Raw genomic sequence first — 13639 nt, forward strand, 5'->3', positions numbered from 1 at the left:
CTGCGCACCTGAGGGACGAGTCCGGGCCTTCCGGGCTCGTCCCTTTCGAGCAGGAGGCACCCGATGCCGACCTTCCACGACCCGCTCGCCGATGCCGCCGAAGCCTCCGAGGCACTGCGCGGTCTCGCCCACGCCTCCCGCGTGTTCGATGACCCGACCGACACCTACACCGTGTTCGGCGACCTCACCGCAGGCCTACGGTCACTACGCCAGGTGCTCGACCAACTCGCCAACGCCCACCTGGCCCACCAGGGCCGGGCCTTCGACGACCACGGCAACCACGCCACCGGAGCGGCCGATGCGCTGGTGGCGGCCGATGAGCTACACCAGGCCGGCACCCTGCTCGATCAAGCCTACGACCGGCTCAGTGCGGCGTTCACCCACTCCGGGCGCATCGCCTGGCACCCCCAACCCACACCAGAACAGACGGCGGTGCGTGAGCGGATAGCGGCACACCTCGACGGTGACCCTGCAACCACCACCGCACAGGCCGGGAAGCTGAGATTGGCAGTGTGGCCCGACACGCCGGTGGGTGAGCATCACCGCTACGCCTACCGGATCACCGACACCACCACCGGCCAAGAGCTGGAAGGCCGTGACCTGTTCACCGGCGCCGGAAACCCCGTCGAACCAGACCGCGCCTTGCGGGACCTCGCCACCTTCCTGGGTGCCGCGGGCGAGGCTCGCCAGTACGCGCTCGATCATCCCGGGAGCAGCCCCGAAAACGAGGGCCTGTTCCCGGCGTGGGTGGCCGAGACCGCCCACACCAACGCCGACGCGCTGGCCGAGCTGAGCGAACACGGCACCGCTGAGTCCGAGCCCGCGCAGGCGGGGCGTCGGTGGATCAGTGTGGTGTTCCTCCAGGGCGCCGACGCCGACCAGGTGCTCGATGTGATCGACCGCGACGGCACCGACGCGGCGATCGAGCACCTGGCCCAGTGGGACTACGGGCAGGAGACCACCGAGGCCGCGTTGGAGAACGGCTACGTCTACGACGAACCACCCGCCGGGGCCCTCGACCGGGTCGTGACCGCCGCCGACTACACGCTGACCTACGACCATGCCCACGGACATGTCGCCTTGCTGCGCGCCTACGACGTGCCGCCCGACCCAGCACTGCAGGACGCCGGCACGGTGTCGGCGCGGGAGGCGATCAGCGGTGTCGGTTCCCTCGAACACAGCATCGCGAGAGGTCGGCGCGGGCCCACGGCGCGAGCACCTCAGGCCCCTCAGCGGGAGGTGGACTGGTTCGCCGGCCCGACCCGCTCGTCCAGCTCCGCAGGACGAGGACTATCCCTGTGAGTGCCGACAACCGAGAACGGTTGCACACCTCGATCCTGGTCGCCCCGGCCAAGGAACGCCGCCGGCTCCGCAAACAGCGCCGCCAGGCCGCCGCGAAGCTCCAGGCCGAACAGCGTGCTGCCGAGAAGCACGCCGTCAAGGCCAAAGCAGAAGCCGAGCGCGCCGAACGCCGCGCCACCACCTACCTGCCCGCCGCGGGTGAACCCGGGCCCGCCGCGCTGCGAACCCCGGGGCGGTTTCGGCTCCCACGCCACCAGGACACCTCCGCGACGTTGGCAGGGGCGTATCCGTTCGTCGCCGAAGGCGGCCTCGGCTCCGACGGGGTGTTCGTCGGCCAAGACCTCTACTCCGGCGGCAGCTTCGTCTACGACCCCTGGGTGCTCTACGCACGTGGGATCATCACCGCCCCGAATGTGGTGCTGGCCGGGATCGTCGGTTCCGGGAAGTCCTCCCTCGCGAAGTCCCTCTACACCCGCAGCTTGCCGTTCGGCCGCAGGGTCTACGTCCCCGGCGACCCCAAGGGCGAGCACACCGCGGTCACCGAAGCAGTCGGCGGACGCGCCATCGTCCTGGGCCACGGCCTGAACACCCGCCTGAACCCTCTCGATGAAGGCCACCGGCCCGGCGGGCTCTCGGATGAGCAGTGGGACACCACGGTCGCCTCCCGGCGCCGCGACCTCATCGGCGCCCTCGCTGAAACCGTCCTGGCGCGGGGATTGACGCCTCTGGAGCACACCGCCATCGACCTGGCACTGACGCAGACGGTGCGGGAGAACACGGTGCCGATCCTGCCGATGGTCGTCGACCACATCCTCAACCCCACCCACGACGACGACAACGAAGGCAGGCTGGCTGAGGACGGTCGGCTCGTCGGCCACGCCCTCAGGCGGCTCGTGGCCGGGGACCTCCAAGGCCTCTTCGACGGTCCCTCGACGGTGGCGTTCGACCCGTCGCTGCCGATGATCAGCCTCGACCTGTCCCGCGTCACAGAGAACTCCACGCTGATCAGCGTTCTGATGACCTGCAGTAGCGCGTGGATGGAGTCAGCCCTGCTCGACCCGGCCGGTGGGCAGCGCTGGGTGATCTACGACGAAGCCTGGCGCCTGATGTCCCACCCGGCGTTGCTGAAACGCATGGATGCGCACTGGCGGCTTGCGCGGCATTACGGGATCGCGAACATGCTGATCTTCCATAAGCTCTCTGACTTGGACAACGTGGGCGATGCCGGCTCGGCCATGCGCTCCCTCGCCAACAGCCTCCTCGCCAACGCCGAGACCCGAATCGTCTACCGCCAAGAATCCGACCAGCTCGGCCCCACCGCGAAAGCCCTCGGACTGACCGGCACCGAACAGAAACTCCTCCCCACCCTCGGCGTCGGACAGGGGCTCTGGCGGATCAAAGATCGCTCCTTCGTCACCCAGCACCAACTCCACCCAGCCGAACACTCCCTGTTCGACACCAGCGCCAGAGCCGCCGGTCTCGCTCAGAACACCCCCTGAGCGGCGGGCTCACAGGTCCAGGGTGGCGACCACCAGGGCGTGGTCCGAATACGGGGAATCCCGGCGCGTGTTCGGCAGATCGTCGATCGAGGCCAACGGTTCACCACCGGTCAGCGTGGTCGCCTCAGTCACGATCTGGCGGGTGGCGTTGGTGACGAACAGGTGGTCGATCAGCTCACCCCGGCCCCGGTAGACACGGGAGAACCGCAACTCCTCCGGGATCAGCGGAGCCAGGTTGAACAAGCGCCACGCATCGCCTTGGTCGGGACGGTTCTCACCCGGCGTGCCGATCTCGCTACCGGGCGGTCCGTGAATGATCTGCGTGGTCGCCGCCTGGACCTCGTCATTGAAGTCACCAGCCACGATCACGTGTCGGCTGTCGCCTTCGCCGTCGATCAGCTCATCAGCGAAGCCGCGTACCGCCACGGCCTCAGCCGCACGGCGGTAGAGCCCGTAAGCGGCGTAACGGGCGCGCTCGGCCTCATCCCGTGGAGTGAACCGGCCACCGGGGTAGGTGATCAGCTTGGACTTCAAATGCACGCTCACCACATCCACACCTGCGCCGTCCGGTGTCTGCACTCGAATGTGGAGGGCACCGCGTCCCATCGCCGTCAACGCTGTCTGGTTGTCATCGACCGGGACGCCTTGCAGCTCGGCCGGGATCGCATCGTGCTCACTGACGGCCTCGATCGGCAGGCGGGACACGATGCCGTTGCGGATGGTGTGCGGGGTCGCGAACCGGGTGGACAGCTCACCGGCCCACCCCGAACCGAGCGCATCGATGAGCGCGGCGAAGGCGTCCTCGTCGCCGACCTCCTGCGCTGCCACCACATCCAGCCCGGCATCGGTGATCGTTGAGGCCAGCCCTGCGACCTTCTCCTCGAACACACCCTGCTCGGTCGGCCCATAGGCAGCTCCGGGGGTGAACAGGTTCTCCACGTTCCACGTCCCTACCCGCATCCGCACGCACCCGCCTCTCTGTTCGTGCAGTCGTCCTGGGCATGACGGTACGGGTCGGAGATGACCAGCCGATGAACTCGCTCACGGTCGTGCTCGCCGGGCAGGGCCGGTGCACCTGGCCGGTATGGGTTCCAATGCTGATCATCCGTCTCGCCGTAACCGCCGCAACACGCCATCCGAGTCGTCGCCGGTGGTGCTGCCGCACGTGGTCATCACGGTCACCCAGACCGGTGCCCTGGACGTCACCGTCGACGGCGTCGCCTACCCGCCCCCGGCTGAAGGGCAGACGTGGACGCGTGCCACCTTCGGCGGCCTGTTGGACGCCATCACCAAGGACCGGACAGTCGCGGTGCGGATCGAGGTCCGCGAAACCGACGGCACCGTATTCACCGACCTCATCCACACCCGCAAGCCCACGGCGCCAGAACCGGCAGAGAGCCAGCCGAGGGAACCGCGCCGGAAGCACACCAAGACCAAACGCAGGCAGACACCGAAGCTGGTGGAAGTCACGAGCGAAGGGTTCGTGCCCGGCGAGGACATCGCCGTCGCCCTCGTCGTCGCGCGCACCGACGCGACCGGCACTGGCCACGCCCGTGCGCTGATCGACACCAACCGCATCGGTGACCTGCTCGACAATGGCGCCGGGGAGATCCTGTTGTTCGGCCGGGTCTCAGGCACCGTCGAGGTGCGGCGGCTCCCATGACCGGGCAGCGGCAGGCCGGGAGCATGGGCGATGAACTGACCAACGCCGCCATCATCGCCCTGATCGGGGCGTTCGGCGTCGCGCTGATCCTGCGTGGCGCAGGGTCAGTGGCGGCGTTCCTGACCGGCGCACCCCAACCCATAGCCGGACCTGCATCCGGGCTGGGGGTGCTGTTCAACCCCACCGACCCCGCGACGGCGTTGGATGCCGAGGGATTGAGCCCGGTCGCGTACTGGATCACCGCCGCCGTGCTCCTCGGTGGCCTCGCGACGGCTGGCGGGTGGGTCTGGGTGCGGCTGCGCCGCCACTCACGGAAGGTAGAGACCGATCCGCGGCGCCTGGCCGGCACCGCGACCGGTCCCGAGGTCGCCACGACAGCCTCAGGCAAGGCGCTGCTGCGCCGGGCCGGGACGCTACGCCCTTCGTTGGATGATCCCAAGCCTTCCGATGTCGGCTACCTGCTGGGGCGCTCGCGTGGGAAGCAGGTGTGGGCTTCGGTGGAGGACTCGATCCTGCTCATCGGTCCACCCCGTTCAGGCAAGGGCCTGCACGTGGTCATCAACGCGATCCTGGACGCCCCCGGCGCCGTGGTCACCACCTCGACGCGGCCGGACAACCTCACCGCCACCCTGCGGGCCCGAGAGCGAGACGGCAGGCCGGTGGCGGTGTTCGATCCCCAGCACCTGGCTGAGGGCATCCCTGCCGGGATGCGCTGGTCGCCCATCCGCGGATGCCACGATCCGCTCACAGCAATGATCCGTGCCACCGGACTCGCCTCCGCCACAGGACTCAGTGCTGGTGGGGTGGAGTCCGGGGGATTCTGGGAAGGCAAGACACGCACCGCTCTGCAAGCCCTGCTGCACGCCGCCGCCCTCGACGGACGCCCGCCATCGGAGCTGTTCCGGTGGACCCTTGACCCCACCGCGGCCGCCGAGGCCGTCGCCATCCTCACCAACAGCACCCATGCCGCGACCGGGTGGGCGGACTCGCTCGGGGCGATGATCGACTCAGACCCCAAGACAAGGGACTCCATCTGGCAGGGGGTGGCGCTGGCCCTCGGAGCGCTCGCCGACCCCCGCGTGCTGGACGCGGTCTCACCGGGGCCGGGTGAGGACTTCGATCCCGAGACTTTTATCCAAGAGCGCGGCACTCTCTACCTGCTCGCCACCGGAGCCGGAGCCGGCGCATCCGCCGCGCTGGTGGCGGCGTTCGTCGAAGATCTCATCGAGACCGCCCGCCGGATCGCCGCCCGTTCGACCGGTGCCCGCCTGGACCCTCCGCTGCTGCTGGCGCTCGATGAGATCGGCAACCTCGCACCACTGCCCTCCCTGCCGACGCTGATGGCCGAAGGCGGCGGCACCGGGATCACCACTTTGCCAGTGCTCCAGTCGTTGCCGCAGGCGCGGGAGAAGTGGTCGGACAATGCCGCCGGGGCGATCTGGGATGCCTCCATCGTGAAGGTCATCCTCGGGGGCGCCTCCAACTCCCGCGATCTCCAAGACCTCAGCACGCTCATCGGGGAACGCGACGAGTACACCGACAGCGTGACCCTGGGTGATCACGGGACTCGATCGAACCAGCGCTCGGTTCGCCGCGTGCCGATCCTGCCCCCAAACCGGATCAGGACCCTGCCCTTCGGCACCGGCGTGACCCTGCTGCGCGCCTCGCCACCGATCATCACGGACTTGCGCGCGTGGCCCACACGACCCGATGCCGCGTCGCTCAAGGAAGACCGTGCAGGGGTCGAAGCACTGCTACGCCGATCCGGTACTTGACGGCACGTTCTGCCTGGGCGGGCGGGTGCACCTTCCTCACACAGCCGCGTATCGACTGAGCGTGGCGCGAGCGACGGCAGGAGCAGAAGATGTCGATTCACACACGACCTTCGATCAGAGGATTCATCGCCTCAGAGCCACAGGTCTCCCAAACCCAGAACGGTGACCCACGGGTACGGGTCAGGTTCGGTCAGGAGCACTCCCGTAGGGAGTCAGACGGCTCGTTCACCAAGCTGGACACGACTTTCAACACGCTCGTGGCCTATGACGAGAACGCTCGGCGGATCGCGGAGAACTTCGTCAAAGGCGACCGGTTCGTTGCACAGGGCTACACCCGCTCCTACACGAACGACACCACCGGCGCCGAAGGTGAAGTCTTCGTCGCGACCGGGATCGGCCCCGATGCCGCCTACACCCGCTATGAGGTCGACCGCTCAGCTCGACGCAACGGCATCGAGCAGCCGACCCCCGAACGCGACGCCTCCCAGAATGCGGCGGCACTCGATCCCCCTGAACGTCAAGCGCCGACCAACACCGCCCCGGCGATCGGTCTGTGAAGCGGAGCCTAGCTATGGACGAATACACCCCCGAGCTGGACGCAGTAGACGACGATGACCCCGTTACGGATGACGATCTTGTCTCCGACGATGTACCGGAGACCGCCGAGCCGCCGCATCCGGTGAACTGGAACCTGCTGACTGCCGATGAGCTGGAGGCCGAGTGGTTCGCGCTGGACCGATGGGTGAAGTGGTTGCGCACGACATACGGGCTACCCGCCTCGGTGCTTCCTCCTTTCTGGCACCACCACCTAGAGTTGGTGTGGGAACTCTCAGCGCTGCATCTGCACTGGCTGGGTGCCTACGACCGCGAGCAGAACGCCTCCGCCGCAATCGGCTGGCACCGTGACTTCGCCGACACGAGAGCGCGACTGCGCGACTGGGTGGCCGCCTCGGGCACCCGCGTGGACCGTGACCGCCCCACCCGGCAGACCGTCTGGCCTGGCGAAGACCCGGCCGAACCAGTCGAGGAGACTGTGATCGCAGACCGGGACTCGGAGTTCACCGAGTTCGTTCAGGCTGATGTGGCACGGCGCCGCCAGGCCGAGGAGGATTTCTACGCCTCGATCGCCGGAGACGAACAATGAACATCGACCCGTTCTGCCCGCCGGCCAACGAGTTGCGTGAGGTCGTCGCAGAGCCCGCCTATGGCGCGTTCGCCGCTGGGTGGTGCGCCGGCACCCTCCGACGCACCACCCAGCCTGCTTGTCAAGAGGTGATCGAGCAGATCGCCACGATGCTCGATTCCGCGAGCCTGAGCGACACCCTTAGCCGACCGGAATGATCATCAACCGTTCCTCGGTCGGGGTCTTTCCCGGCGATGCGTCAATCCGGTGAATCATCCGCCGTAGATAGGCGCGCTTCTCGGCGATCGCGCGCTCCTTCCACGACGCAATCAGCGTCGGCCCGTCCTGGATCGGGGACTCCTCCAGTTCCATCGCGTCAAGACGCCGCTGGAGCCCATCGACTCGCCGCTGAGCATCCTCGATCAGGCTCAGCAGCACTGTGACCATCGCACCCCGGTACTCCCCGGTGCCCTGCTTCGATAACAGCGCGTCACGCTCGGCCCTGGCCTCGTCAAGCTCGGATAGGACCTCGTCGATCCCGGCATCTGAGCGGGCTGCCCGGCGGCGGGCGCGGGCCGCCGCGAGCGCGTCGTCGCTGATCTGGGCGAAGAACCAGCCCAGCACGAACGCCTCACCCTTGACCGCATCGATCGTGCACCCGCCCGAACAGTTCCCCGGCCCCCGCACCTTGTTGGCCTGGCACCGGTAAGCAAATGCCTGCACTCGCTCGCCTGAGGCGCGCTTGCGGTACTTCTGATGCCCGTAGAGACGCTCCCCGCACTGGCAGAACAACAGTCCGGTCAGCAGCCACTCATGCGAACCCCACGGCCGCCTTGCCCGGGAGGTCTTCGCCTCCTCCAAGAGCCGCCGAACCCGTAACCACGTCCCCCGGTCACACACCGGCTCCTGGGCGATCACCGGCTCACCCGAGGCATCACGGGCGATGTAATCCAACAGATCGAGTTTGATCCCACGCTGATGTTCGGGCACCTGCCGCATCCGATACCCGATCATCCGCGGCGAGATCAGTGCCCGATACACCGTCGCCTCATAGACCGGGCCGCCGGTCGCAGTTGTGATCCCGTAATGCTCGCCCCAATAGCGTCCGATCTGGGCCAGGCTCTTGCCAGCCAGCACCATGTCCACCGCATCCTTCAATGCCGGATGCTCCACCGGATGCGGCAGCAGTCGCACCCCCGAACGTCCAAACTCATCGACCACACGCGGGCCAGCCATCCACCCCAGCGGCGGCGTGCCGCCATGATGAAACCCAGCCTCAGCCAAGTGCCGCTTCGAGGCGAGCTGGCGCTCACTCATCGAGTCCGTCTCCACCTCCGCCAGCAGCGCCTTGATTCCAGTCACCAACTTCGCCCCCGCTGTCGCGGTGTTCAACTCATCAGCGCTGTCTTGATGCGACACCAAGTACACGCCCGATCGTTGGCACTGTCCGATCCACTCAATGCACTTCGCCGCGATACGGTTCGTGCGATCGAGCTTCCAGAACGCCACCGCTGGCACCGTCCCGGCTTGGATATCTTGGTTGAGTTGACGCCAGCCCTTGCGGTTCTTCGCCGCAGAAGCGCTCGCTGAGTCGTTGTCGATGTACTCACCCATCACCGTCCACCCGCCCTCTACCGCGAGCTTGCGAGTCAGATCAAGGCGCTGACGTTCGATCGCATCCGCTTTGTCCTTGTGATACTTCGACAGCCGCAGATACAGATAGATCGGCCGTGTGCCCTCCACCGGCACATCCGGACCCGTCTGGGTGAACGCCGGATAGACCACCGCGCGTGTGGCCCGTCCCGGCCGGGCATGAGCGCCAGGCGCTTGTTTCGTAGTCGTCTTCATCAGTGACCTCCTTCGATAAGGAGGTGCACTTTCCATTGCACGACTCATCGAGGAACAGGACGCCCCGGTGGGACCGCGTCACCGCGCCCGGGCGGGGCAGCCGGGAGCCGCCGCCGACGATCGCCGCCGTGCTGGCGCTGTGATGCGGCGCTTCGAAGGGAGGACGTCGTGTCAGGGCCGTGACAGGTCCCGTCGGCCCCGCCACCGAGCCGATGGCGGTCACCTCCATCGCCTCATCGTCGCCCAGCGGTGGAAGGACGCCGGGCAGTCGTTCCGCCAACATGGTCTTCCCGGCGCCGGGTGCACCCATGAGGAGGAGATGGTGACCACCGGCGGCGGCCGCTTCCAGCGCGAACCGTGCCTGGGGCTGCCCACGGACCTCTGCGAGATCGGGCAGGGCTTCGGGTCCCGGCTCCACGTGCTGGTCCGCCGCGGCGCTGCCGGTGTGGCGGTCCATCACCACATCCGGGTCCACCGGGAGACGGCGTGGATCCACGCCGGCGACGCCGCGATCCCGCCGTCCGGACACGGCGAAGCCTTGGGCAACCTCGTAGGCATGGGACGCGGCCCAGACTTCGATGCCGGGCACCAGCGCGGCCTCGGCCGCGTTCTGTCGGGAGACCACCACACGCACCGCCCCGGCCCGCGCGGCAGCCGCGACCGCAGGCAGAACGCCTCGCACCGGGCGCAGGCGGCCGTCCAGACCGAGTTCAGCCAGAAAGACCACGTCGTCGGTGCCGGCGACCAGCCCGTCGGCCGCCCACGCGCTCATCAGGATCGCCAGATCCAGGGCTGAGCCGGACTTCGGCAGAGAAGCAGGCAGCAGATTCACGGTCAGCCGCCGGGAGGGCAGGTCCAGTCCGGAGTTCTTCGCCGCGGACCGGATGCGGTCCTGGCTCTCCCGCAGCGATGCGTCCGGCAGCCCCAAGAGGATGAAGGCCGGCAGCGACTGGCCGATGTCGGCCTCCACGTCGATCAGGTGCCCTTGGACTCCCACGAGCACCACCGAGCGGGCGCGTCCCATGCTCATGGCCGCAGGTCCTCCAGGTGCTCGATCTGCGGCACACCCAGTGCGGTGTCGCGCTCGGCGGGGAAGAGCACCGAGACGGCGTCCACACGCAGAGGCACCCGCACGCCGCTGTGCTGAGCGGCGTACTCGCGGAGCAGCCGGTGCAGCCGGTGCAGCTTCACCGGGGTCACGGCTTCGAACGGATGACCCCAGCCACGGCCACGGCGGGTCTTGACCTCGACGGCCACCAGGACGCCGTCGTCGAGAGTGATCAGGTCCAGCTCACCGTGGCGGCTGCGCCAGCGTCGGTCCAGCACGATGTGGCCGGCCGCGACCAGGTGCGTCTCCGCGTACTCCTCCCCCAGCAGTCCCAGCTCGTCCTTGCTCGGCGGCGCCTGGTGCTGGTGCCGCGACGGAGTGATCTCCATCTGTGGTGCTCCCTTCCTCGGTGCGCACCACTCTGCCCCGCCGCCGAAAAGCCCACGAGCTCCGCGACGCGGTCTGTGGAGGGCTGGGCGTGTCGTCAGCCCACCGGTCGCTCCTGTGGAGGAACGGAAGACGCCACGTGCCGGCCCGAGTCACCGGCGGAGGGGGCGCGGAGGGCGGCGTCCCGGAGGGAATGCCCTCCCGGCACCAGCTTCCAGGAGCGCCGATGCTGAGGGGTCAGCCCCCGCTCCACCAGGGCTGCACGGTGGGCCGCCGAGCCATAGCCGCGGTTCGACTCCCAGCCGTAGCCGGGGTGCTGCTGCGCCAGGTCCGCCATCAGGGCATCGCGGCGCACCTTCGCCACCACACTGGCCGACGCGACGGAGAGGGCCTTGACATCAGCCTTCACCAGAGGATGGACGCGCGGGGACGCCCCGCCCGTCAGCCAGTCATGGGAGCCATCGAGGATGACCGCGTCGACGGCGAGCCCCAGCGAGTTCTCCACCTCGTCCAGGCCCGCCAGGCCCGCCTCGCGGAGCGCCGCCGTGATGCCGATCTGGTCGATGCGGGCGGCCTCTCGGTGCTGGACGCTGCACGAGGCTGCCCGTTCGAGCACCACCGGAGCCCATCGCTGCCGAGCTGCGGCGGTCAGCAGCTTCGAGTCTCGCACCCCGTCGAGCCCCTCGACCACGCCCGTCGTGGGACAGTACTCAAGTCCAGACTCGTAGAGGTCGAAGACCGTCACGCCGACGGTCACGGGCCCGGCCAACGCCCCACGGCCCACCTCGTCCACTCCGGCGACGTAGCGCGCACCGATCGACGAGGCCAGGGCCAGCTCCGGCAGCAGCGTCGCGTTCTCCGGCATCAGGGCGCCTCCGGCACCTCGATGAAGGGGTCGCGGTCCGACCCGCCACCGGCCCACCGGTCCCAGGGCCAGATGATCGCCGTCGAGCGGCCGATGACGTCGTCGAGCGGCACCGCTCCCATGTCACCGTCCTGCACATGAGCTCTCGAGTCCGCCGAGGCCGATCGGTGGTCACCGAGCAGCCAGACGTGACCCTCCGGCACCGTCACGGAGAACTCAGTCTGGCTCGGGGCGTCTCCGGGGAACAGGTACGGCTCGTGGATGGGTTCGCCGTTGACGCTGATTCTGCCGGAGTCGTCGCAGCACTCCACCTCGTCGCCGTCCATCCCGATCACCCGCTTGACCACGTAGTGCGCCGAGGTGTCAGGCATGAGGCCCAGGAAGATCAGTGTGTCCTGCAGCGCCGTCGTGTCGGCGGCCTCCGCGGCACCCCACCATCCGCGCGTGTCCTCGAAGACCACGACGTCTCCCCGCTCGACGTCCATGACCTCCGGTGCCAGCAGGTTCACCACGATGCGGTCATCGACCTCCAGCGTCGACTCCATCGACTCCGACGGGATGTAGAACGCCCGCATCAGGAAGGTCTTCACCACGAAGGAGATGATCAGCGCGAGCACCACGATGGTCGCGATCTCGACCAGGAAGGCGGCGGCCGGACTGCGATCCCGCAGCCGGCGGCGCTCCTGCGGACCGTCGGCCCCGGGCCGGTCCGGACCTCCCGTCCCCTCACCCGAAGCGGGCTCCTCGGACACGCCGCGCGGCTCGTCCTCACTGCTCATCCGTGCCCTCCTGGCGTTCGTGGTCGTCGGCGGATCCCAGCAGGGGATGCGGGTCCGCTGCGGACGTGCTGTCCTCGGCGAGGTCACGCCGCGCGCTCCAGGGCCAGAAGACATCGGTAGCGCGGCCGATCAGCCGATCCTCGCTGATCATACCGCCGCCCGGAGCCCCGAGCAGGGCTCGCGAGTCCACCGACTCGTCGCGATTGTCGCCCATGACCCACAGGCGTCCCGGGGGCACCTCGACGTCGAAGGACTGTTCGGAGGCCGGCTCCTCGGGGCTGGGACGCCACCCCAGGTAGGGCTCCTCGAGCGGTTCGCCGTCCACCGTCACACGCCCCTGCTCGTCACAGCAGGCCACCGTGTCGCCGCCGACGCCGATCACGCGCTTCACATAGGTCTGTGGGGGCGACCCGATGCCGAACCAGTGACCTGCCCTCTCAGCCAGCTCCACGAGCGCACCATGGTCTGCCTGGTACGGAGTGAAGGAACCCGTGCCGTCGAAGACGACGACGTCCCCACGGTCCGCACCCGAACTTCCCGGATAAGAGCGGTCCACCAGGATCCGTTCGCCGTCGTCCAGGGTGGGCTGCATCGAGTTCTGGTCGACCGTGTAGACGTCGACCACCCAGGTGCGCACCGCCGTGGTGGCCAGCACGGCCGCCAGCACGGTCAGCAGCATCAGATGCCAGAGCCTCACGCGTCGCTGAGCAGACGACGAACCCCGAGCCTCATCGGCAGTGCCGGGAGACTCGGGGTTCGGAGATGACGACATGGGCGCAGCCCGATCGGCTCGTCGGACATCGGACCGGGTCCGACAGACCGGAGCCGGTCAGACCTGGTCCAGACCGATCAGGCCTCGGTCGCCTCGACGTCCTCGCCCTGCTGCCGGGCGATGGCCGACTCGCGCTTCTCGCGGATGCGAGCGGCCTTGCCGTGGCGGTCACGCATGTAGTAGAGCTTGGCGCGACGGACGTCACCGCGGGCGACGACCTCGACCTTCTCGATCACCGGGGAGTGCACCGGGAAGGTGCGCTCCACGCCGACGCCGAAGGAGACCTTGCGGACGGTGAAGGTCTCGCCGACGCCGCGACCCTGGCGGCCGAGCACGTAACCCTTGAAGACCTGGACACGAGTGGTCTTGCCTTCGACGATGTTGACGTGCACGTTCACGGTGTCGCCGGGGGCGAACTCGGGGATGTCATCACGCAGGCTTGCTGCGTCGACGAAGTCGAGAGTGTGCATGGTGTTTCTCCTCGGACGACTGCCACAGGTCACTCGTCCTGATCGACAGACCTCTCACCCGGAGGCGGGCGTATGCCCTCGGGGCGCAGGTCATCAGGTGTGATCTCC

At 68.4% G+C, this 13639-nt stretch carries 14 protein-coding genes and 1 pseudogene; 7 read left to right on the forward strand and 8 right to left on the reverse strand.

Annotated elements, in window-relative coordinates:
* The first annotated feature begins 63 nt into the window (after positions 1-63).
* A complete protein-coding gene (locus tag Q7C18_RS16770) occupies positions 64-1302 on the forward strand; it encodes a hypothetical protein (RefSeq protein WP_396954344.1) in 1239 nt (412 codons plus the stop codon).
* Positions 1299-2801: an ATP-binding protein gene (locus Q7C18_RS06835; RefSeq protein ID WP_311024739.1), complete on the forward strand. Its 1503-nt coding sequence runs from the start codon at positions 1299-1301 to the stop codon at positions 2799-2801. Before Q7C18_RS16770 ends, Q7C18_RS06835 begins: the two co-directional genes overlap by 4 nt.
* 9 nt (positions 2802-2810) lie before the next feature.
* Here Q7C18_RS06835 and Q7C18_RS06840 read toward each other — a convergent pair whose 3' ends face one another.
* Positions 2811-3761 carry an endonuclease/exonuclease/phosphatase family protein gene (locus Q7C18_RS06840; protein WP_311024740.1) on the reverse strand — a complete coding sequence of 317 codons (951 nt, stop codon included), beginning with the start codon at positions 3759-3761 and terminating at the stop codon, positions 2811-2813.
* A gap of 193 nt (positions 3762-3954) precedes the next feature.
* On the opposite strand from Q7C18_RS06840, the gene Q7C18_RS06845 reads away from it, so the two are divergent.
* The 5 genes from Q7C18_RS06845 (at position 3955) to Q7C18_RS06865 (ending at position 7580) form a co-directional block, all read left to right on the forward strand.
* Entirely contained in the window at positions 3955-4464 is a 510-nt protein-coding gene (locus tag Q7C18_RS06845) for a hypothetical protein (protein WP_396954349.1), read from the forward strand.
* Positions 4461-6239: a TraM recognition domain-containing protein gene (locus Q7C18_RS06850; RefSeq protein ID WP_311024741.1), complete on the forward strand. Its 1779-nt coding sequence runs from the start codon at positions 4461-4463 to the stop codon at positions 6237-6239. The genes Q7C18_RS06845 and Q7C18_RS06850 overlap by 4 nt, the downstream gene beginning before the upstream one ends.
* 257 nt (positions 6240-6496) lie before the next feature.
* On the forward strand, positions 6497-6796 hold the full coding sequence (locus Q7C18_RS06855; protein ID WP_311024742.1) for a hypothetical protein: 300 nt from the start codon (positions 6497-6499) through the stop codon (positions 6794-6796).
* A gap of 14 nt (positions 6797-6810) precedes the next feature.
* A complete protein-coding gene (locus Q7C18_RS06860; RefSeq protein ID WP_311024743.1) occupies positions 6811-7383 on the forward strand; it encodes a hypothetical protein in 573 nt (190 codons plus the stop codon).
* Entirely contained in the window at positions 7380-7580 is a 201-nt protein-coding gene (locus tag Q7C18_RS06865; RefSeq protein WP_311024744.1) for a hypothetical protein, read from the forward strand. The genes Q7C18_RS06860 and Q7C18_RS06865 overlap by 4 nt, the downstream gene beginning before the upstream one ends.
* Here Q7C18_RS06865 and Q7C18_RS06870 read toward each other — a convergent pair.
* The 7 genes and pseudogenes from Q7C18_RS06870 to rplS form a co-directional block, all read right to left on the reverse strand.
* Positions 7564-9210, reverse strand: a complete 1647-nt coding sequence (locus Q7C18_RS06870; protein ID WP_311024745.1) for a recombinase family protein — start codon at positions 9208-9210, stop codon at positions 7564-7566. The genes Q7C18_RS06865 and Q7C18_RS06870 overlap by 17 nt on opposite strands.
* Positions 9211-9259: 49 nt before the next feature.
* A pseudogene (locus tag Q7C18_RS06875) lies at positions 9260-10240 on the reverse strand (ATP-binding protein); the annotation flags it as partial.
* A complete protein-coding gene (locus Q7C18_RS06880; protein WP_070161417.1) occupies positions 10237-10647 on the reverse strand; it encodes a YraN family protein in 411 nt (136 codons plus the stop codon). The pseudogene Q7C18_RS06875 and the gene Q7C18_RS06880, both read right to left, overlap by 4 nt.
* Positions 10648-10742: 95 nt before the next feature.
* Positions 10743-11510 (reverse strand): ribonuclease HII, encoded by a 768-nt coding sequence (locus tag Q7C18_RS06885; RefSeq protein ID WP_311024746.1) that lies wholly within the window; start codon positions 11508-11510, stop codon positions 10743-10745.
* Positions 11510-12289, reverse strand: a complete 780-nt coding sequence (gene lepB / locus Q7C18_RS06890) for a signal peptidase I (RefSeq protein WP_083277663.1) — start codon at positions 12287-12289, stop codon at positions 11510-11512. The genes Q7C18_RS06885 and lepB (Q7C18_RS06890) overlap by 1 nt, the downstream gene beginning before the upstream one ends.
* Positions 12279-12986, reverse strand: coding sequence for a signal peptidase I (gene lepB, locus Q7C18_RS06895; protein WP_070161413.1), 708 nt, complete (start codon positions 12984-12986; stop codon positions 12279-12281). The genes lepB (Q7C18_RS06890) and lepB (Q7C18_RS06895) overlap by 11 nt, the downstream gene beginning before the upstream one ends.
* A gap of 152 nt (positions 12987-13138) precedes the next feature.
* Positions 13139-13531: a 50S ribosomal protein L19 gene (rplS, locus tag Q7C18_RS06900; RefSeq protein ID WP_070161411.1), complete on the reverse strand. Its 393-nt coding sequence runs from the start codon at positions 13529-13531 to the stop codon at positions 13139-13141.
* Positions 13532-13639: the final 108 nt, after the last annotated feature.

Origin of the sequence: Nesterenkonia sp. CL21, from assembly GCF_031705515.1 — a bacterium.
Taxonomy (GTDB): Bacteria; Actinomycetota; Actinomycetes; order Actinomycetales; family Micrococcaceae; genus Nesterenkonia; species Nesterenkonia aethiopica.

Coding starts and splice junctions, on each gene's coding strand:
- Q7C18_RS16770 (WP_396954344.1), top strand. CDS start 64: ATGCCGACCTTCCACGACCCGCTCGCCGATGCCGCCGAAGCCTCCGAG.
- Q7C18_RS06840 (WP_311024740.1), bottom strand. CDS start 3,761: ATGCGGGTAGGGACGTGGAACGTGGAGAACCTGTTCACCCCCGGAGCT.
- Q7C18_RS06850 (WP_311024741.1), top strand. CDS start 4,461: ATGACCGGGCAGCGGCAGGCCGGGAGCATGGGCGATGAACTGACCAAC.
- Q7C18_RS06860 (WP_311024743.1), top strand. CDS start 6,811: ATGGACGAATACACCCCCGAGCTGGACGCAGTAGACGACGATGACCCC.
- Q7C18_RS06865 (WP_311024744.1), top strand. CDS start 7,380: ATGAACATCGACCCGTTCTGCCCGCCGGCCAACGAGTTGCGTGAGGTC.
- Q7C18_RS06870 (WP_311024745.1), bottom strand. CDS start 9,210: ATGAAGACGACTACGAAACAAGCGCCTGGCGCTCATGCCCGGCCGGGA.
- Q7C18_RS06880 (WP_070161417.1), bottom strand. CDS start 10,647: ATGGAGATCACTCCGTCGCGGCACCAGCACCAGGCGCCGCCGAGCAAG.
- Q7C18_RS06885 (WP_311024746.1), bottom strand. CDS start 11,510: ATGCCGGAGAACGCGACGCTGCTGCCGGAGCTGGCCCTGGCCTCGTCG.
- lepB (WP_083277663.1), bottom strand. CDS start 12,289: ATGAGCAGTGAGGACGAGCCGCGCGGCGTGTCCGAGGAGCCCGCTTCG.
- rplS (WP_070161411.1), bottom strand. CDS start 13,531: ATGCACACTCTCGACTTCGTCGACGCAGCAAGCCTGCGTGATGACATC.